The organism is Anaerobacillus arseniciselenatis (assembly GCF_001865995.1).
Taxonomy (GTDB): domain Bacteria; phylum Bacillota; class Bacilli; order Bacillales; family Anaerobacillaceae; genus Anaerobacillus; species Anaerobacillus arseniciselenatis.
The window spans coordinates 1-23,107 of sequence record NZ_MLQQ01000003.1 but is presented as its reverse complement, the minus strand read 5'-3'; the positions used below and the strand labels follow the sequence as shown (position 1 = coordinate 23,107).

Annotated in this window: 11 protein-coding genes; all 11 read right to left on the bottom strand. The window is 31.6% G+C overall.

The genetic code is table 11. The features are described 5' to 3' along the window. Positions 1-79: 79 nt before the first annotated feature. Positions 80-2,923, bottom strand: a complete 2,844-nt coding sequence (locus tag BKP35_RS05495; RefSeq protein WP_071312417.1) for an AAA family ATPase — start codon at positions 2,921-2,923, stop codon at positions 80-82. Between the two features lie 636 nt (positions 2,924-3,559). Then, positions 3,560-7,483 (bottom strand): hypothetical protein, encoded by a 3,924-nt coding sequence (locus BKP35_RS05490; protein WP_071312416.1) that lies wholly within the window; start codon positions 7,481-7,483, stop codon positions 3,560-3,562. A gap of 514 nt (positions 7,484-7,997) precedes the next feature. Further along, positions 7,998-11,246 (bottom strand): DEAD/DEAH box helicase, encoded by a 3,249-nt coding sequence (locus BKP35_RS05485; protein ID WP_071312415.1) that lies wholly within the window; start codon positions 11,244-11,246, stop codon positions 7,998-8,000. A gap of 343 nt (positions 11,247-11,589) precedes the next feature. Beyond that, a complete protein-coding gene (locus BKP35_RS05480; RefSeq protein WP_071312414.1) occupies positions 11,590-14,688 on the bottom strand; it encodes a type III restriction-modification system endonuclease in 3,099 nt (1,032 codons plus the stop codon). A gap of 13 nt (positions 14,689-14,701) precedes the next feature. After that, positions 14,702-15,070, bottom strand: coding sequence for a hypothetical protein (locus BKP35_RS19935; protein WP_245741873.1), 369 nt, complete (start codon positions 15,068-15,070; stop codon positions 14,702-14,704). Positions 15,071-15,138: 68 nt separating this feature from the next. After that, on the bottom strand, positions 15,139-16,578 hold the full coding sequence (locus BKP35_RS05475) for a site-specific DNA-methyltransferase (RefSeq protein WP_245741872.1): 1,440 nt from the start codon (positions 16,576-16,578) through the stop codon (positions 15,139-15,141). Positions 16,579-16,580: 2 nt separating this feature from the next. Further along, positions 16,581-17,207 carry a DUF4391 domain-containing protein gene (locus BKP35_RS05470; protein WP_071312413.1) on the bottom strand — a complete coding sequence of 209 codons (627 nt, stop codon included), beginning with the start codon at positions 17,205-17,207 and terminating at the stop codon, positions 16,581-16,583. Continuing rightward, entirely contained in the window at positions 17,201-20,434 is a 3,234-nt protein-coding gene (locus BKP35_RS05465; protein ID WP_071312412.1) for a helicase-related protein, read from the bottom strand. The genes BKP35_RS05470 and BKP35_RS05465 overlap by 7 nt, the downstream gene beginning before the upstream one ends. Before the next feature lie 234 nt (positions 20,435-20,668). After that, a complete protein-coding gene (locus BKP35_RS05460) occupies positions 20,669-21,187 on the bottom strand; it encodes a hypothetical protein (protein ID WP_071312411.1) in 519 nt (172 codons plus the stop codon). Positions 21,188-21,521: 334 nt separating this feature from the next. Beyond that, positions 21,522-22,355, bottom strand: coding sequence for a TIR domain-containing protein (locus BKP35_RS05455; RefSeq protein WP_071312410.1), 834 nt, complete (start codon positions 22,353-22,355; stop codon positions 21,522-21,524). Positions 22,356-22,531: 176 nt separating this feature from the next. Continuing rightward, positions 22,532-22,675 carry a hypothetical protein gene (locus tag BKP35_RS19400; RefSeq protein WP_169819144.1) on the bottom strand — a complete coding sequence of 48 codons (144 nt, stop codon included), beginning with the start codon at positions 22,673-22,675 and terminating at the stop codon, positions 22,532-22,534. Between the last annotated feature and the right edge of the window lie 432 nt (positions 22,676-23,107).

Here is a 23,107-nt window from a genome sequence, read left to right as displayed (position 1 = left end):
TCACCGCTTTGACGGGGAGTTATTTTAGAAAGACCATCCAGCCACCGTTTTGGCAGGATGGTCTTTTATTTTTTATATGTTATTGTTGTACAGTAAACATTTTTAATTTTCCTCTTCTAGTTTCATAGTAATCTAAGCTTTTCTCAGCCTTTAACTTTTGTTCTTTAGCTTCTTCAATGTCTGTTATAGGGGCATTAGTTATAAAACCTGAATTATTTAGTTTTGCCTCTAAGCTTCTAAACACTCTTTCAAGTTCTTGAATTGAACTTTCCACATAGTCTATTTGTTTTTCTGTAAACAATAAATCTGCTAAGTCTCTAACTGCTTCAAAAACAATTTTAACTTCATCGCTAGTTTTGGAGTGGACAAAGTTATAACTGTTCTCTTCGAAGGCATGATGTTCTTGATTTTGTCCGCGCCAGTTAATTAGATCTTTTCTTATTTTTTGAATACATGAGTTCGAACCTAAATTATCTACTAACACATCATAAATGCTTTCTAATGTAGGCTTTAATAAATTTGAAGGTACTCCCTTTGAAAATTTTCCTGTTATTTTATGTTCTTTATCGACACAGTATTCAGTAGCCAACGTTTCGAACCATATGCGACAATAAATTAAAGCTTGTCGAATATCATATTGTTCTAGTGCTTTTAATATTTTATCTTCAAATCCAACATTGTGTTGCATGAGAATTGTTCCTTTATTGGTATACGAAAATATATTGCTTATTTGGAAATCTTCATTTTTCTTTTTAGCTAAGTAACGTTTATATAAATTACAAAATCTCTCCCAGAATAATCTATCGTGGGTAGTAATAATCATTTGAGTCTTTTTTATGAATTTATCATTAAATATCATTTCTAAAATATTAGCACGGTGATCACTATCAATTGCATTAACAACATCATCAAATATTAAAAACGGCACATTGTTTTTCTCAGCAACGGCTAACATGATAGATAGACCTAATGACCTTAAATGACCTTCACTTAAACAAGCATATGCATCTTTCTCTATATTAGAGTCATTTAATGTCAATTGAATTCTGTAGTTATTATCTTGCAGTACAAACCTAATTTTTGTTATATATTCTGATGGGTCATCATTTTTATTAATATATTGATAATATTTCAGAACTCTATCACCGATTTGATCAATTTGTTTTTTCTCTACATTTACTTTAAATAATAATAAGTCTTGATAAAATTCCTTATAAGCTTTCTGCACATCGGTAACAAGGCTATTATATTTAGTTTCTTTAACCTTTAAACGCTCTAGTTTCTCCACCTTTTTTTCATATTTCTCATTTTCCTTATTAACTTTATCCATTTTTTCTTCCAACGAAGTAATCTGGACTTTAATTGTATTTAATACCTGGTTTTTATCTCTAATACCTTTTATTTCTCTCTGCAGCTTATCAACTTCATTTTGAACGTTTTTATGCTTTTTACTAGTTTCGGTATATATTTCGTTAAATTGTTTGAGTTCACTCTGTTTGATTTCAAGTTCATCCTTAAAAGTTTCAATAAACTTTAACTTGGACTGTTTTGAGTGGTCTCTGATTTTGTTTCGAAGTACATTGATAGTATCGTTAAATGCCTCGTTTGATAATTCGGTATAACATTGAATACAAGTTTGATAATTTTTAATCACATCTATGCACCAACTGTACCATTGGTCCAATAAATTATTTTCAAGCACAACAAATTTACTTTTTACTCTTTTTATTTCCTTTAGATCCTCTAACTCTGCAGCTGCTTTATTAAAAGGGTTCTTCGTGACATTTTCCAAATCCGTATCACAAGCAGGACACTTCCCGTTTGAAATATCTTTAATTTCTAATAATACACTATAGAAATTTTCAAGATTTAATTTTTCTACTTGTTCTTGCAAACTTTTCTGTAGCTCATGGTATTCGTTAACCTTACTTTTAAAATCAACAATCTCTCTTCTTAATGTTTCCATATTCAATTCAGGTAATTGATTTTCAGATAACTTTTTGATCCGCTCTTCATACTCTTTTATTTTTTCCTTATTTTTATCAGCTTTTTCGTTAATTGTTTCAGTTGTAACTTCTTCTCCTTCCTCTAAATATTTAAATACTTCCTTTTTCAAGTTTAATAAATCTTCACTATATTCTTTAAGAAGTGAAACATTTGTTTTATTATCCGATTCCAACTGTTTAATTTTATCTTGAATATCGTTTCTTAAAACATTAAAGCTTGTTGACTGAGCAAAAGAAGAAATCAGTTCATCTAGGTCAGTCAATCCTAGTAATATAGCAATTACATCCTTTTCTTTTACTCCAGTATCTTTAGAGCCTAGCAAGGAAAACTCTTGTAATCTATTTTTTTCAATAAAACATTGTTGGAAAAATTGTTTATCGTGTTCATCTAACTTTTTTAACTCTAGTTGAGAATCAATAAATTGAAGACTAATTTCCTCTTTTTTGCCATTACGAGTAATATAATCTTTTTTATTAACACCACGCCTTTTAGCCTCTTTTACATCACCTGTTAATGCATATTCAAACGCCTCACAAAAGGAAGTTTTACCGCCACCATTTGGAGCAAAGAATATATTTTTATTTGCATTAAGCGCTATATATGTACCTCTATCCTGTTCACTTAATTCTCCAAAACCTTTAAAGTTTTTGATTTGTATAGATTTTAGGCCTGAATAATCTTTACCACTAGCTTTCTCAGGTGATGCCTTCATTCGGTTTACAATCCTACTCGATATTTCTTTCTTTTTATCAAAGTTGAAATTATCAATATCTAACTTTTCTAATTCTTTCTTTATAGATTGATGTAATCTATTCTCTTTACCAATATTTTTAATAACGGCCCATAATATGAAGAGATAACCATCAGACTTACTAGAGTAGTTTTCTTTAATAAATTGTTTGAAGTAATATTTCAAATTCTTCACTCCTTTTCTTTACATTTAGCAAAGAGCATACGGAGCACTAAAAAAACAGAAGTTCCCCTTAATAAAAAAGAGTGTAAACTTCTGCTTGTTCTTCGATGTACCTTCTTTGCGTCTTTGTCCTAAATATAATTCTACAATATATAACAAATTTATCCAATATAAATCTATTTTTTTACAGATTGCATTTACATTAAAAAGCAAGTGACTCAAAAGCAAGTTAGCGAAAAATTTATTGCTTACTATGTCATGCAAGGTGGTGATAAAGTGTTGTGGCCAACTCTGTTTCAACACTACTAAATCAGACAGAAGTATCAACAATTGAACCTAAAATACAAAAGAGGCTTCTCACTAGTTTGTTCAACCATGAGAAGCCCCTATTTCTTTACCTATGTTAGCATTTTGTTAGCAAATCATTTCAAAACCCTTATATATCAAGGGTTTGAGTGGTCATCACATCATGCCTCCCCTAAGGTGAGAGTGTGTAATATCTTTAACATGGTGTGCCTAGAGTGCCGTATATCAGGATTTTGTTAAATTCTTACTGTAACATCTTTAACGTTATTTTACCGTTTTTTACTGGATTGCGTTAGCAAAATGTTAGCAATTTCTTATTCCTCTATTAGATATTTAGATACCCCAATATTCGAATCCAGCCCAAGCAGATGGCATTTTCCATTCTTCTGATTGGATTAATTTTTTTTGTGCTTCACAAAGTAGATGACAAATCGGTTTATCGTCATTGGAAACAAGATGTTCTAGGATAATTATTGATGGTCTTATATCTACATCCCACCTACATAGTATTGAATTATTTTTCTGAGACAGCATATTGGTCCATACACTGTTGCTTGATTGCATATTATCAGTATAGGGTTGACCACTCCTACAGGTAATTAAAAACATATTATCTGAATATGTACTTATATCTTCTATATCCCTAATTGATAAGTATTGTTTATTTGGACCTAGAATTAGAAACGCTCCATTTTCACTGCTTACATCAGGTTCTTCTACACCGTGCGCTATCATAGTATATAAAGTTGGCTTTTCTATCTTTAACGTATCTATAACTATTTTATTACTTTTCCCAAAATCGTTTATTATTTCCTTAAAATAAGTTTTATTTTCTTTAGCCCATCTTTCTGCTATCGGAATTGCTCCATCTCCTTTTGGCAACCTTGATCCAATAGTCAATATATTGCAATTTTCTTCTGCTTCAACACTTATTGTTGTGCGTTCTAATAGATTAGCAACTGATAGAAGATTATAAATACCATCCACAGAGTGTAAGAACCATTCTGTTTTTGTTCTAATTAAAGAAGTTGAGAAATAAGGAATTGACATATCTGGGCAAATAAATAGGTTTTCAATTTTTTCTACATACTTTTGATTAAGAAGAGGATAAAATATTGGTTCTGAAAGATTACTACATAATTCTTCTACCTGACTAATGTTTTTAATATCAAAACTTGATGAGAAAGTTTCACCTAGTTGATTAGCAATCTGTTTTATTTTTTTAGAATCTAAAAATATATGTCCAAATTCTTTTTCATTTTTCGTAATCAATAAATATACCATGCCCATTGGTGTTAAACAATATTGATAACATATTTCATTATCCAGTAATTTATCTTGAATCTTTGAAATATCATTTACTTCTATTACCGGTAAAGCTTTTAAATAGGGGTGGCTTAACAATAACTCTTGTTGCAATAAATCAAACTTTTGAGTTTTTTCTTGATACTCATGACTCTCAATATCAGCTTCTATTCTCATAAGTTCATCATACAAAGTAAGGTACTGATTAAATTTCTTCTCTGTTTCCTCTGAAACTTCCCCATTGTAAAGCTTCTTCTCAGCAATAGTTCTCGGAGCAACCTTTATTAAATTTAGTATTACTTCTTGCTCAAGACTACTCTTTAATTCTTCAGGAGTCTCCCTTAACTTATGTAGAATAGAAAGGGTTTCAACATAGGTTCTTAAGAGTGAGTTTGTTTGATCACTTAAATTTGCTCTTTCTTCTCTATGAAACATACTAACCCTTTGCTTTTCAACATCTTCTACAGCTATTTTTAATAAATCTTTATTTATTAGTAAGATGTCTAATAAATTGTAATGTGAATTCCGCTCTGCAAACAAAATTTGGGACCACATTAGCAGGCTTTTCCATCTAATGTCCATTCGGACCTCTAATAACTGAGCTGCTTTCAATGCTTTATTGTACAGTAGTTCCAATGCTTCATCTTTTTTCCCACTTTCAATACATACCGATATATAATTTGAGAAATGAATTGCCCATTCTTCATCTTCTTCATTTTCAAAAACTATTATATATTGTTTTAATAGCTCATATGCTTTCTCCCATTCTTTTTTCAATATAAAACCTTGAATCTTAACTAACTTATTATCCGTACCCTCGATAGTACCTGTGAATTTTTCTTGGAAGTTTTGGAACTTATCCCGATCTTCTGAACCAAAGATACTATTATTAGAAATCCATAATTGTATAATTGTTAGACCCTTATCAATAAGATAATAATCTTTTAAAATAATTCCTTTCTTGATTGCAACGATGGCGCAAATTACTCCTTCAACTTCTCTACCCAATCTATATTGAGAATCTCCCCAAGCTGCAATTCCTAATGCAAAAGAATAATCCCTAAGAACATAATCATCTGTTATACGGTTGGAATAATTTAATAGTGTTAAAGCAATGTTATTTGCATCTTGATAATAACCTAAATAAGAATACCAAGTTGCGGCTTCAAATCTTAACCACAATTCATTAAGCTTTCCCCCTTCTTGGTTGGCTAATATAATGGATCCATTAATCGTTTCTTCAATATCTTTCTTCGCGTGAGTTTTTTTAGTTTTATATTTTCTAATTAAACGAATTGCATTTTTTGAATTAAGCTCAGACAAGTCACTTTCAGTATATCTATCAAAACTATCATTTATCCCTGCCAAATCTACATTGTTCCAATCAAAGATTTGCTGCCTTAGTTTTTTTACTAAACCTTTTTCCCAAGAACCTTTACTTTGAGTATCATCTATAAAACCTCTTAATAAGTTATGTCCGTTATCCTCTATGAATAGGTATTCAAGTTCATCAATAACTAGATCAATTCTTTTTGATATTAATATATCGTTATCTCGTTCTTTATCTAAAGGCTTTAGCTTTAATCCTTTTTCTACATTATATAGATCTCCTAAAATTTCCATCTTTTGATTTATTACTTCATTAGAGTGATCAAAGTTATAAGAAAGTTTTATTTTAAACATATACTCTGCAAATTTATATGCACTATTGTAAATAAACTTCCAAATTAATGCACATCTATAAAAAACTTCATTTTGCAATTCTGGTTCATCTATAGAAACTGCTAGGAGATACCCTTCTGCATCATGTCCCTTACTTGGAGGGTTACTTTGAAGTTCAGAAGTTCTAGCTAACAACTCAAAATATTTATCATTAGTTACACTAAATAATTTTCTGAATAATTCACCTGATTTTTTATAGTCTTTTATTTTATTGTAAAAATTAGCACATTCTTGCAATAGGAAAATATCTATTAAACCCAATTCCAATATTTCTTCAATTAAACTCTCTCTTTCATTGGCATTCAAATACCTTGAAGAAATAATAAGTGCTTTCGGCAAACCTACTAACCATTTATCTTCATGATATAACTCTTTTAAAATTTGGTAGGATACACAATACTGTTCTCCACTATTTAGTAATTCCGCATATATCAACTTCATTGAATTATTTAATGAACCATAGTTGGACTGAAGAACCTTTAGGCATTCTTCTTTATAACCATTATTTAAATATGTAATAAATCTTAATAAGTCTTTATCCTCCTTGAGTAACTTGTCTTGTTGATCTATAAAGGTAATTGCTTCTTTTACCTTCATATTTTCTATTTTTTTGATACACTCACTTATATTTATATTATTTGGTTCTTCTTGAACTCGGAACATTACATTAATTTCCATTCCCTTATCATCTTCGTATTTCTCAAAAACTTTTCTAGCGATATTTAAACCAGTTTCAAAAATAGATACGAAGTTAGAAACTCGATGGTCTAACAAATCGTTTATTTCAGCAAGCTGTGAGATGCCTGTTTCAATGTCTACTTGATCTGAAGAATATAAATTTATTTTTATTTGTCCGTATTCTTTTTCAACATTTGGCATTAAAGAAAATTCAGAAAGCCTTTCGGCACCATAGATCAGTACCATATCTTCCTCTAAGTTTAGATTAGCCTCATCAACGATGACTTTTGAATTCAATTTAGTTGGTTGGTATAACTTAATTCTATGAATGTTCTCAGCAACACCTATATTTCTTGCAGCAATATTCTTTAGTAAGTCAGCAAATTTACTAACAGAATATTTAAGAACAGCTATATTAATCGTACCTGTAATATTCTTATTTAATAATTCAACAATTACTTTTTCAGTAACTATTTGTTCACCAATAAAATCTGTTAGACATATTGTAAACCTTTCCTCACAAAGAATTGGTATTTCGCTATCATTTGACATTTACTTCATTCCTTTTCTTGATAACTGATTTTGAAAATTGTAAAAAGGTTTAAAAAAGAAAAATTTTAATTCTGAGTCAACTCTTTTCAATTTGATCCAAAAATTCATTTACAACAACTATAAGCATTGAGCTCAACTGTTGAGTATTTTAATTCAGTGAAGTTGAATAAATGAACGAACAAAAAGTATTACTCCAAAAGCGCTCGCAATATCAATAGTGTTACATTAGACATTTTGCACCTCCAATAAAACCACTACCATTACAGACTTGCTATAAAAATAATCCAGAGTTAATTTCACAATTAAACTCATACTCTGTTATTTGCTTTCAATAAACCTACTTCGACAAAAATTTGTTAAAATCATCCAAAGTAAAATGTACTAATGTACTTTATGGACAGACTTGGATATACACATGTTCAAATTCGAAAAAAAGTTTATCTCAATGTTACACAAGAAATGAAAAAAGAAGCCTCCCAGCAATTATCTTTTTATTCCCCTCATTATTTAACACCTAATGGCTACCAACTACTCTTAAGTTCGTAGCTGATGTTTCTTTTAAATAACTCTCGGTTACACCTAATAGCGTTAATATATCTCCTGATACGTTGGACTTTGATAAACCGGGCTGAACAATATATACCTCAAATTTCATTGGAAGCTTCTTCTTTGCTAAGTTAAAAATCTTTTCAAGGTCATCTTTAGTACCTCTTTCTAATCTAGAGCACTTCACGCCTTTCATTGACTTTTGTTCCCGCCTTAATAGGTGAGATATAAATTCTTCCCCACTCTTATGCTTCCAATGAATTGACTTTTGAGCTTGTCCACAAACTTCATAAAAATTCTTAATTTGATTACTGACTACCCCACCTAATGCATATTTTAGATGGTAAAATCTAACGCATATTTCTTTAGATTCTACCTTTATAGTAATAATATCAGCAATTTCTCCTGAGTAATCATCGTCATATATGATATCGAAATCAAGCTTTTTTAATTCATTAATATAAAAATACTGTATTGATTCCTTTATTTTTGGAAAGACACCTTGTGACTCTTTACTTAAATCAACATTTTTCCATTCAATTGTTTCAATTTCCTCTTTGGGATAGAATCCAATAGTTTGCTTTAATACTACATATTCATTACCTCTTAATGCTGATCCATCCGCAAACCAAATGGTTGGTAAAAACTCTTCAAAAAAATCAATAACATCATCCTCTTTATTCCCATATTTAACTTTAACACTCCCCTTGGAAATTTGGGTTATTTTGTAATCAGAATATGCTATTTCATCTACTATTCTTTCAAATAGGTGAATTTTAAATATTATGCGATCATACATAGACTCTAATGCAAATAACAAATCCCCATCTTCCGTTGGATTATGAAGGTTGATTTCGCATTTTGACAAATCATATTCGTTATTATTAATCATAAACTTAAATCTTGTTTCCGATGAGTCATACATATCTAAATCCCAATCAATCCAAACTGGGTAAGAATTAGGCCTTTCAGATATCATTTCCGGAACAAGTGTCTCCTTCAATATTTGGTTAGGATCTATATCGTCATTCGTTAACTTCTTACTTAGATTAGAACACCAATTTTTAAATTGAAGTAAATCACCTTCTTTTCTTGTCCATATCCTCCCTTTGTAAGAGCAACCAATGTTTACTTTTGAACCTCCCTCATAACCACTACCAACTATATATGCTTTCTGACCGCTTTGTTTTTCTGCCAGACTCATTGCTTCTCCAACGTCTCTTCCAACACTCATTCGATACCTTATATCTCTTCCTAAAAATAATCTAAGTCCTACATTCTGCAACTTTATACGCTTCACCTCATGAAAGGCTTTAAAAACTTCTAGTTTATTAATTAATATTGAATCTTTTCCAACAAGTGATTCGGCCAATGCTTTATATAGACTTCCATTATCTGAACTATTGATATATAGCAAACTGCTATCAGAATCCCAATAAACCACAATAATATCCCAACTTAAATTATAAATATTTTTATTGTATACCCAATCTGGGTAATGCTCTTTTGCATACACAAAAACAGCCATATTTTCACTTTTGTTAATATCAAAAAACTTGTACTTGTACTTGTTATATTGTGGCATTCCATTTGAAAAGTTATCTGGATTCCAAACCTTTCTATTAGACTTATAAACTACTGTACTTAACTTCGGGCGAATATTTTGAAATGGTATCTCAGAATGATTGAGCTTTGAAAATCCCTTTAACAAATCCTTATATTCAAACTCCTCATCAATTTTATTGTTACTAACATCTGAAAGAATCGAATTCCAATCAGCATCAGTAGCATAAAGATTTTCAAGTTCCCCTTTTACTGTTAGATCAGCAATATTAGCAATAAATGACGCACTCCCTAGATCTTCATCAAATTTTGTTCTAGTAAATCGACCAGTAAACTGTAGTGTAATTGGTAAACTTTTTCTGATATCATGGAAAGCAGCTATTTTTAATTCTGGTAAATCAAACCCTTCACCCAACATATCAACACAAACAATTATTTTATGATTTTTATTTACTATAGATTCATAAATATTTTTTTTCCCAGCTATGTTTGAATAGATTAGTACTGGATTAAATTCTACATATTTCTTATATAAGTCAAATACCCTTATTGCTTTTTGCTTCGTAGAGCACCTCGCCATAAGTATGTGCGGATACCCCTTAAAAGTATCCTCTTTAAGCCGCTTTACAGCTGTTTCGGCTATTAAACTATCTACCTTACTAGCATCGTACTCTCTAATCGGTAAAAATTCTATTTTTTTAAAATATCCTTGTTCTTGAGCCATTTTTAAGGGAAAATTAAAAATAATTTCACCATCTAGTCTTTGTCCATCATTTCTAAACGGGGTAGCAGTAAATTGAAGTACTTTGCTATTTGAAAAATACTTTCTGAAATTATCCCACATTGCAGCTTTAACATGGTGAGCTTCATCTATAAAGATATTTGTAGTTATTTTCGATATTATATTTTGGTGTTCTTCAATACTTTCTGCAACAAGCTTCATTGTTGTTACTATAACATTACTCTGATTAAAAAAATCTAAGACTTCCTTCGATGAATTAAATTTTTGTTTTAGAATGCCAACTCTAGGATATAAAGCTTTTTTATCCACTAGACCAAACTTTTTTAAGAGGCCTAACGAAAGAAATTTTTCCCCAATTTGTTCTCTTAGAGAATCGCTCGGTACAGTAATTAATAACTTTTCACATTTATTTGCTACAAGAGTAGATAACATTGTCTCTGTTTTTCCAGTACCCGTTGGCATAACCACAGTACCTATATCTAATGGTAATTGAAGGTGCCCCATTATTTTATGTAATCCACCTAACTGTGGTTTACGCAGACCAAAAATATTATTTTTACTATCTTCCAGTTTATAATTAAAAGCACTTTCCCATGACTGTAAAACCGCTTCACAACTATATCCATTTAATTTTGGATGTTTTAACCACTTTACAGTTTTTATAAAAAAAATTTCATTTACAGGATTTACACTTGATAAAAGTACATAGTCATATTGTTCAGGGATATCTCTTGAAAAGCTTGTTATATAGAATTTTGTTTTATTATTGCTTACAACAATTGCTCCATCTTTTTTAGATAAAACCTTCACTTGGATCTTCTTAGAGGGAGCGATAATTTGCTTAATAATATTTTTATTTTTTGGTTCTTTAAAATGAATTGTTTCTAAAACCGGAAATTCAATCTCAATCATAAAAGAAACCCCTTTCAAAAGTTTATAAGTATATAAAGTTTTTCTACTTCCACCCAACAAACCATTATTTCCCTTTTATAATACTATAGATTTGAAAGTTTTTGTAAAATTTTGGCGATTCTTCATTCTATTTGTGACAAGACCTTGGAAAAGGAGGTAGCAACCGATTTATTGCGACATTTTTGCTAACATAACAAAAAACTTTCAACCTAAAAAGTTAATTACCTAGTTGAGAGTCACAGCAAGCTAACGTGAATTATAATGTAATTCAACTTCACACCTGTGATATAAAAAAACAGGATACATATTGTACCCTGTCAAATGTTACAAATTGCTTATTCAATTATAATCCACTTATCACATCTAGCATTGTTTGGTAGCTATCAACGTCATGATATTTAACGTTACTCGTTGAGATTTCATTGAAAAGCTTTTTCGCACATGCTATTTTAGCTTTTTCAATTGGTCTTATGTCCATACTTTCCATGGAGCCTTTTGTTTCTGCAATAAAAAAGATATGTTTTACTGTTCCTTCGTTAAATGCAATCGCCCAGTCTGGAGAATAATTGCCGACTGGTGTAGGAATTGAAAAGCCTCTAGGTAATTTCGCATATACACAAACCTCGTCTGCTCTGTCCATATCTTCTGCAAAACGCCTTTCAACACTTTTTGCTGCTAATCCATCTGTAACTACATAGTCTTGAACGTGTTTGTTTGCTTTGAAAGCTTTTTTTATCTCAACAGTACCTTTTCCAGCTGTGAATATGCTACTATCGTATTGCCTCTCAATCTGATCATATGAGATGTGCTCCACTATCATAGTTGCCTTTTGTTCTTTAATTAGCCTAATTGCTCTTGTAATGAATTCTTCTGGGTTGTGTTTAAACATAGCAAATACATAATTTTCAATTCCAGTTAATATTGCTACAATTGTTTTACGTGTCAGTGTTGTACTTTCAGCAATTTTTCCAACTAAGTCATATTTAATCTGACTTGTTTCAGCATACTTTAATGTTTCTGTTCTGGTATTTTCCTCCACAAAGCTATCTTTACGAGCTATGGAATGTTCATCAAGGTCTACAATTTGATTCCCACTCGTGACAGTATATTTAAGTTGAGATACACGTAAATTCTCATTCAGATGTTTAATTGACTTTTTAATAAGTTCCTCACTATCAAATTCAACCGAATAGGCATATTGGTGGTTTATATAATTCCATAAAGTCTGAAATTCTTTCTTGTAAAAGTTATCATTTAATGGATTATCTTGAATTTTTGTCTGATTACCATCATCAATCATATCATCAAGCACACTCTCATCAAAGACACTCTGAATTAGCATGTGTACACCCTCAACCATCGGTCGTAACAGATCTGGAACTGGTGCTAAACAATTATTTTCTAAATCTACACGATAAGACTCTGTTACATTATCATGATCATCAATATAGTCATTTTTAATAAGGTATCGATAAATAGATTTAGCATTTGTAACATCTAAGATTACTGGCTGTCCTTCGACTATTACCGTTTTACCTGTAAAGTATTCCTGTGTAGCTTTGGACGGTCGATCATACAATGCTTCTTTGATACCCACCTGTAAGTCGGAAACAAAGTTTCTATATCCCTCACTAGCAATAACAGTTAACATATTTATATCGTGCACTGAACTGCCACATCTTTCAACATCCATTCGCTCACCATGTTTATTTACAGAAAGTCTTAATCCTCTTCCTACCTCTTGTCGCTTTTGCGTAGGGCTAATCCCCCCGTGCTTTAATGTACAAATTTGGAACACATTCGGATTATCCCATCCTTCGCGTAATGCTGAATGTGAAAAAATAAAGCGGACAGGTTCTTCGAATGAAAGAAGTCTCTCCTTATTTTTTAGAATTAAATCGTATGCCGAAATATCATCACTTTCATCTGAACCTCTTTTTGTAGTACTGTCTATCATTCGACCTTTTTTATCAATACTGAAATAACCTGTATGAGTCTTACTTGGTTCAATGTTTTGTAGATACTTTACATAAGGTGTATCTTCAAGTGTAATATAATCATTTAAGATATTTATATATTCTTGTTCGAACATTTCGCCATATTCAGAGTTAATCTCATCACCATCATCATTATATTTTCGATATTTAGCAACCTCATCAATAAAGAATAAGGAAAGTGTTTTTATACCTAGTTCAAACAATTGTTTTTCTTTCTCAAAATGCGAGATGATAGTCTCACGAATTTGAATTCGGCGCATATCAGACTCTGAGACATCCCCAATAACTTCGCCACGAGATAAAACTTGACCATTAGTAAATATAACAGTACCTTGAATTGGATCTATATCACTTATATGATAACCTTTGTATTGCTCCATTTCATTTGATATCGAGTATAAATTATCATCTATAGCAAGCATGCGAGTTTCACGTTTTATAGATTTTTGATAACTTCTTTCTAATTCAATCCTTGCCATTGGAGGTTTAGTAGGGGAAATAATTATATTTTCTAGATATAAATATCTGTCCGTCCCTCTAAGATTTTTCACTTCAAACCCTTTTACTTCTATTTTCTTTACCAATCTTTTATTATAAGCATCTACGGCATCTAGAACATACACTAGGTTATGTTGATGTGCATGAGTAGCAGAATAATTTAAACAAAAAAGTGGATTAAAATTAGCTAGAGCATTTTGTGTCTTTTCTCCACCCATTTTTTGAGGTTCATCTAAGATAAGAATTGGTCGATTGGCTTTTATAACATCGATTGGTCTTCTGCTTCCGAAAACGTCTAATTTTTCATAAATTCGGCGCGCTTCTTTACTTCTACCTCCTTCTTTCATCGTGGTATTAAATGCCTGAATATTTATAATCATGACGTTTATTCCTGCACTAGAACTGAAGTTATCAAGCTCATCTAGGTTCTTACTATTATAAACAAAATAACGGGCTTTTTTTCCATAGTGCTCCATGAAATGGTCTTGAGTCATTTCAAAACTCTTCTTTACACCTTCCCTTATAGCAATTGAAGGAACAACAATGATAAATTTGCTCCAACCATATTTCTTTTGAAGTTCAAAAATAGTCTTAATATAAACATATGTCTTACCAGTACCAGTTTCCATTTCAACATCCAAGCTACATTTACCAAGATGTTTTATCAAGCTCTCCGAAAGTTTTATGTTATTTTGTGCCTGCATATTCCGAATACTTAATAGTAATTTCTCGTCTGCCAATGCTAAATCAGCATTTTTAAAACCAGCAGAACTATCTTCGTTATTATCTTCTAATTCTCCATCTAATGTGAGTTGTTTTTGTTGGGGCTTTATCCCTAAATCCCTTCTGTACTTTATGCGGTCAATATAAGGTTGTCCAGAGAATATCTCAACTACACTCTTTACAGCATCCGTTTGATATTGTTGTACTTTAAATTTGATTTTCACAGAAGCCCCTCCTCTATAAAACCCTTCTTATAGTTGTTGGGCTATAGGTATTAAAGACCTGTTCGAAGTTTGTCGCTACACTATCATTAGCCATACTACTGTCACGGAAAACAGCATAGTACGGTTGTTTTTTTGCAATCTCAGTAATTAACTCAGTTGTAACATCGGTATCAAAACAAGCCATTAAGTATCCATTTGCAACATTATAAACCGTTTTACCCTTTATAACTATTTCCTCAATTTTACTGGAGAGAAGTACCCCCAGATCTAACATGACTTGGAAAAGTAAATCCTCTGAAGTTCGACCTGTTTTAATATTTTCTTCAAGCGCTAATAGTAACCCTTGATCATATTCACTAGGTTTATAATACACATCTTGCATGTTAGTTGTATCTATTTTTAAAACACGAAAGCCAGTATCTAATTTACCTTTGCTTTCTGGTTGTTCTTCTAATATTTTTTCCCAGCTCGACGTATACGCTCTTTTCCTATATCACATATATTTTTATAACCTGTTTTATATGCAACAGTTTTTTCATCTACTTCCTCAGGTAATTGAACCATAATGAACTTACGTTTTCCGCCATCTTCATTATTTATCTGCATAACTGCATGTGCAGTAGTAGCTGATCCAGAGAAAAAGTCTAACACAATATCTTCTTTATTCGTACCAATTTTACACATACTCTTTACTAATTCAACTGGTTTAGGAGTATCAAATACTTGCTTGCCACCAAACAAATCCTTTATTACTGCTGTTGCCTGACGTGTAGTACCAAACCTTCCTCCTTCCCATAAATTTTCTGGTATTCTACCCTTTTGATCAGAAAGGTAAATTTTCCTAATAATTCCGGTGAAATCTTTTTTAAAAATGATTTCTCCAGTTTTAAGTTTCTCTTTTACACTTTCCTCAGACCATCTCCACCCATTTGCTGGTGGATTAATTACCGATCCATTAGGAGCAACTATGTTATAACAAAGCGTTTTTCTATAATTTGGACTTCTGACATCACCACTTCTCCATAATCCTCTTGAATCATTATCTGGGTTACTGTAATTTTTATTATCTTCTTCAGTTCTATCAAAATAAAAGTCTTTCAATAACGCCTTGTTCTTGGAGTATACTAATATGTAATTAAATTGGCGTGAAAAATGTCTTTCATCATTTTTACTTTGTTGAGTGTGCTTCCAAACTATTGTTGCAACAAAATTTGCTTCCCCAAAGATTTCATTACATATCTTTTTTAAATTTTCTTCTTCATTGTCGTCTATACTAATAAAAATTACCCCATCATCAGCCATTAAATCCTTTGACAACCTCATTCGTGGATAGATCATATTTAGCCAATCAGTATGAAATCTACCATTACTTTCAGTATTTTGCATGAGTTTATTGCCCATTTCGTCATACTGACCACTATTCGCAAGATACTGTTGTGTATCCTGTACAAAATCATCTTCATAAACAAAATCATTCCCGGTATTATAGGGAGGGTCTATAAAAATCATTTTAATTTTACCCAGATAGGTCTCCTGCAGTAACTTCAATGCCTCTAAATTATCCCCCTCTATATATAGGTTCTCTGTATTATCAAAGTCAGCACTCTCTTCACGATAAGGTCTCAAAGTTTTAGCAATTGGTGCATTGGATAACAATATAGAACTTTTCTTATCTGGCCATGTGAATTGGTATCTTTCCTCCGGACCTTCTACTAATACGTCGGATAGTTCCTGTCTTAGCAAGTCAAAATCTATAGCATACTCCATGATGGGCGAGCCATCTTTTCGATATTCCTTAATAACTTCTGTTAATGTGTTTGGAAAAAGTTCAGCTATTTTTTTTACATTCTCAGCCACTTTATTTGTTGACTGCATTTTGAGTTTATCCATTTTCAATCTCCCTTCTCGTCCTCTAATCTCTTTTTTAAATCTTGTAATTTTGTATACAACTCAAACCGCTTTTTCGGTTGTTTTTCATTTCTCGAAGCTTTCTCTAATTTGTCTACTTCTTTTTGTAATTTTATTATTCTCTCTTGTTGTTCTAGCCTTTCAGAAACACTAATATTATCCTGAGTAATTTTTATATCCTCTCTTACAGCTACCTGCTCAACTAAACCATTCCAAACTGAATCAAGATTGAAACCAGTCACCTTCAGAGAAGTATCTTGTTCTGGTATCCAGTCAGTTTTATATATCTTCTTATAATATAGTGATAACTGAACCAGGTCTTGATACTTAATTATGAAAAGAAGCTTATGCGAATTTTGCCTTGCAATAGCCTCAACTGTTCGATAATCAAGCTCTTTCTTCTTTAGTTCAAGTGAGAGCACCAAGATTTCAGCTACTTCTTCACCTTTCTCCATATTTAGTGTATCAGGTGATAGTTTATACTCTAACACGATTCGTTTAATATCAGAAACGAACTTTTCTCGAATATCACCTTTAAGTGTAAGGTGTTTGTAAAAAGCTTCTTTTGGCATGATACGACCAACTTTAGACTTTTTCGGAAATGTTAACATTTTAACACCACCATAAAACAGATCAATTCAAAATCATCAAGTCCAGAAATGGTATCTGTTAAGAATGTTGTTTGATCTGTTCCAAAAAAGCTGTCTAAATCACTTTCTTCTTTAACACTGATAATGGTTGAAATTGCTGCATGCAATAAATTTGATATATGTTTCATATTTTTACCGTCATTGGTTTCCTTGTTAAAAATACTACATGCCTTCATATCAGCATCTTTTCTGTCACGCGTTAAATATCTCATTAAATCTAAAATTTCTTTCGGTTCAAGATGATTTGTAACAACCTCACCCTCGTCTGAAATATATACGATATAGAATGGATGTAAACGATTATGACTTTCTTCATTACCTAATTTATTTGTGTTTTTTAAGATAAAAATAACTCCTGGAGTTTCTCCAGTGACAACCGCATGAATCCCAAGAGGGGTTCTTTCGAGATTCGGGTTTTCTTTAATATACGCAAGTAAATCCATACGAAATTCATTTAAACCAAGGTCCATAATTGAGATGCCTGTTGTCATTTCTTCAAGATCGACTACTTCATCTTGAAGCTTTTCCAATTGTTTTCGTCTATAAATTAGGTCTCCATTTTCATCCTGATTAATATAATCGTCATCACCTGTTGATGTCATAACAGAGATACGCATTCTAGATTCTACACGACTTTTTAAATTAATATAATCATCTAGTGTTATATCCGGCCAAAAGTTGACTAACTGTATAACTGAATTTTTACTACCGATACGGTCTATACGTCCAAAACGTTGGATGATACGTACAGGATTCCAATGTATATCATAATTAATACAGTAATCACAGTCCTGCAAATTCTGACCTTCAGAAATACAATCAGTTGCTATTAAGATATCTATATCATTTTCATCATTCGGCATAACTAGTGCTTTGTCTTTTGAAACAGGCGAAAAACAGGTTAAGATAGTATTCATATCATTATGAAACTTAGGAATTGTAGTTTTCCCCTCAATTGAACCTGTAATTAGTGCACTATTTAACCCGAATTTTTGCCTAACATAATTACTAACATTTTCATATAAATATTCGGCTGTATCAGAAAATGCTGTAAAAACAATAACCTTTTTATTACCGTTGTTTATAGGTTTTGTAACCTTATGACTGATAACGTCTATAAGTTCATTCAGTTTACAATCAAATTTTGGAGTAATGTCTTCAACCATTAAAATCAGTAACTCCAAAATTTCTTTATCAGCAACTAGATCCTGTTGCCAGGATAAGTAATCCATATCGTTTATATCAATTCTATATTTTTTTCCTACAGTAAATAAATCTATATTTTGGTCATCTAAGTCGAATTCATCAAATGCGCTATAATCTCGTATTATAATTTCCTGGTTAGTACGATATTCTTTTATAACATTCAACGTTTCTATTATTTGATTATAAATACGCTTTACAGTTAATTTAAATGAATGAACAGAACTTTCCATCCGCTTTAACAAATTGATGCTCATTAAACGACGAATACCCTCTTCACGTCCACTTTGGGATAGGCGTTTGCTATCTTCCGAGTCCAAATCAATATAGTTACTCAACCTACTTGGGAGTATATAATTAGTTGGTGTATACAAAGATAGGTTTAAATGAGAAAGTTGATCATATATCTGTTCATAATTAATTGCATTATTTAAAGTAGTCAGTTGGGGACGTTTTGAAATTGGTTCATTGCGTTTGGGAAAACTACCAATTTCAGTAGTATCATAGTAACGTTGAATATGCTTCCTTGAGCGGGCTATTGTGACGCTATCAAGCACTTCAAAAAAATCAAAATCTAATTGTTTTAGCAATGAGTTTGTAGTACGTGTCTCGGGTGGTTGTTTACTCCAGGAGTTATATACCTTCTGTGCTTGTCTAAAAATTGTATCAATATCTGTTTTAGTATTTAGCTTTTTATTTATTAAGTCCGAGTGGCCCTCATACGCAAGAGCTAATTGATTTCGCAAGTCAAGAAAACGGTTATTTACAGGGGTTGCCGACAGCATTAAGACTTTTGTTTTTACACCTGGTTTTATTACTTTATTAAGCAACCTTAAATATCGATTTTCTTTATCTCCATACTCCCCAGTTGTAGCACCACCATTACGAAAGTTATGGGATTCATCAATTACTACTAAGTCATAATTTCCCCAATTTATGCGATCTAGAGGTAAGCCAATCACTGAATCACCTTTTTCCCGTGACAAATCTGTATGAAAGAGAACATCATACCTTAAACGGTCTTTAGCAAGGGGATTATTAATTAAATTCCCTCTGAATGTGAGCCAATTGTCTTTCAACTTCTTTGGACAAAGTACAAGAACATTCTTGTTACGATTTTCATAATATTTTATAACTGCTAACGAAGTGAATGTTTTACCAAGGCCAACGCTATCCGCTAGAATACAACCATTATATTGTTCTAATTTATTAATGATAGCCAGTGAAGCATCTTTCTGAAAGTTATATAGCTTATTCCATACTATACTCTCCTTGTATCCTGTAGCTTCGTTTGGTAATACATCCTCTGTTATGTCCTCTAAAAACTCATTGAAGATGTTATATAGTGTCATAAAATAAATTAACTCAGGAGAATTTTCTTGGTAAACAGTTGAAATAATCTCTATGACTTGTTCAGTAACATCCTGAAGACGGCTTTTGTCATCCCAAATATCATTAAACAATCGTATGTATTCATTACTAAAAGGAGCATCAAATTTATTTACCATATTGTAAACATTGTTTCCTCGTTCACAACCCATATCTACTGTTGTAAATCCACTTAAGGGCATATATGTAATTTGCTTATCACTCGATTGAAGATTAAGAAACCCACCCATGCTATCTTGCGTAGAATTACTTTTAAAAGTAACCTTTTTCTGAATCCATTCTGCACATTCTCGAGCAATTGATTTTTGTGTTAACTCATTTCTTAATTTCACTTCAAAATCAGTACCATATATACTAGTTTCTCTCTTTAATCTTGGTATGTAAAATTCTCGTCTTTCTTTTGGAAATTGCTCAGTAACAAATGTGGGAGAAGTAAAGATAAATTCCAAAGTTTCTATATCTTTTAGTTGTGTTTTTAGTTCTTGGTAAGCATAAATAGAGAAATAAGCAGCCGCGATAGAAATACGACTCCCAGGTGTTATTTCTTTAACCAGATCATCTTTAACAATTTTAGAAGTGTTGTTAAAAATCTCCATAGCCAAGCCCTCCCTTGCCCAGATAAATAGTTACCACCATTATAACAAAAGCTCAGTAATTTTTATCCATTTTATAGGAAATTTTATTCACTTATATAACTCAAATTATAGAAATTATCCTTTCAAAATATCTTATGTTTTATATATACCCCTGGGGTGACCCTTAAATATACCGTCATACATATAGTGCGGTATAAAAAAAGCGAACCATCATAGTAATGATCCGCTCTTTGGCTATTTACTCTTAATAATTTTTTTCTTTAATAATTCGTTTCTTGTAGCCCAGTCATATATATAATTCCGGATTTCTAATACTCGCTTATCTGCATTAACTTTCCCATTTCTTTTTCCAATAACGGATTCCATTTTTAAAATCTCTGGGATAATACTTTCCGAATCAGGGTATTCGTAACTATCGTTATATCCAGGATTAAGCCAATGTAAATATATAAAATAATTTTTGTCCTGAAAATACTTTAAAGTATTGATTGCATCTTTCTTAAATTGAATTGAACATAATATAATTTCAGGATCACAATTTACTTGAATGATTTCATCAACTGTTCTCCCTCTTTCCTGTGGTGAACCGTTAATCAGAAAAACATCGGTATATTCCCCATTTGGACCAACTTGAAGTGATCTAAGTGATTTCTGTGCTGTTCGTATGTTGGGATCATTGAAAAGTTTTTTCCATGTTTCTGATTTCCCAGAGTTCCGATGACCCAATACAGCAATTAATAACTTCCTTTTCAAATAAAACTCCTCCTCCTTAAACAAATCCATTCATCAAAATAATATATTCAGTACTCTTCTTATTCAGAACTGTACTTAATTATAAATAGTACAGAGGTTTGACTATATTTAAATGTGGAAAATCTTTTGTATATAAATTAATAATTAAAAGATTTATTAGTTGAGAACCTTAGGTAAAAAAGTTCCCATTAGTCTCCATAATGACAGCGCTAATCCTCGCAAAGAAAATAGCTTAGGAATTATACCTAAGCTATTTTGCAGAAGAATAGACCTGAAGCTTTCTCTAGAAGAGTTCATTTCACAAAAATCTGTATTGAACTGTTCCTCGAGTTTATTATTTTATCAGAGCATTTACTTTATCAACTATATCATCTATTGTATTTACAGCCGTGTTAAGAGCTAGTTTACCTGCTAAAGAGTAACTATATTTCTTAACTTCATCTGCTGTCACGTTGTGCCATATAGGCAGTATCATTTGGGTTCTAGTTGTGCTTTCCTTGTTTAATATTCCATCCAATTCATAGTTTGTCCAATATTTTTCTATAAAACTAGGGGAAATAATTACTATTCCATATTTTGAATAAGCAAGTCCTTTATCTATTTCTTCTCTTATACTTTTCCCCCAACCGATATTGTCCGTATCATACCAGATTGTAACCCCAGCTGCTTTTAACGCTTCAGCCAATTCCGAAACATAACTGTCCTTATCATCAGCAGAATGGGATATAAAAACATCATATTCCTTATACTCTATTGATTCATCGCTTGGTAAAAAACTGAGTTTTTCTAATTCAAATTTTTGTTGGGAGTATAACTTGTTAATCTTTTCTTCTTGTTGGGCATTTACTTTTTCAACCTCTTTTTGTTGAGCCTTGCCTAAATCTGCTAACGCTTTATTTAATTGTGTGCTTTTTTTCGAGATTTCTGACATAATTTTTGCCTGTTCTCCCTTTGCTTTTTCTATTTTTCTATTTTCCCTTTCTAGTTCTTTTAATTTGGAAGAAATTGCAGCCACACTCTTCGTTCTATTTAACGACGTGTTAGCATTATTGATTTTTTTTATTGAATTACTTTCGTCCTTTATCGCATTTGCACGCTTTCCTTCTAAACGATTTATATCAGAACGTAGATTTTTTATTTTAAATTCCAAAATTGATACGCTCGGCATTATTTTAGCTCCATTCTTTGCAAAATTTTATCATTCATTACACTTTAATTTTTCCTAACTTGCTTTTCCTTAAGCTAGAATACTAAAACTTTTGTTCTCTCTTTTTTTATCCTTAGATAAAAGTTAAGATAGGGTTATCTAAATTTTTCTTGGGAGTTTTTATGTGTTGCAGCACATTAAAAACTCTTTTTTATTTCTCTTTCAAATCTCTTTAATTCTCTATTAAAATCACGCTCTGCCTTTTTAAAGTCTCTCTTCATCTTGTTTTCAACACTACGAATTTGACTTTTGATCCTTGAAGCACTAATACGTTTTACCATTCATTTCCCTCCTTTCCTATTATTTTACCCACTAGTAAATCCCCCCCTCTCGCTGATATCATATTATATCAGCCGTTTTCTGAGTCATCAATATATAGTAGATACAAATCTAACAAAATACTGTATATTGATTTAATGGTTATTCCTTACTTTTACGAGGTAAGATCAAAACAATATAAATTAACATTAGTAATAATAGATTTAATAATTTTTGCCAGAATCGAATACCCTGGGAATTTGTAAAGGAGTATACAAGCATTTCGTTTTAAGAAATGGATACCTCTACCCTTGTAAAAATATTAATGAATCGAGTAGGAGGGGGTGACTAACCCCCGACCTCTCACACCACCGTACGTACCGTTCGGTATACGGCGGTTCAATTAAGTTTGACGCAGATATTCATATCGTTGATATAGGCTTTTCAACCCTCGA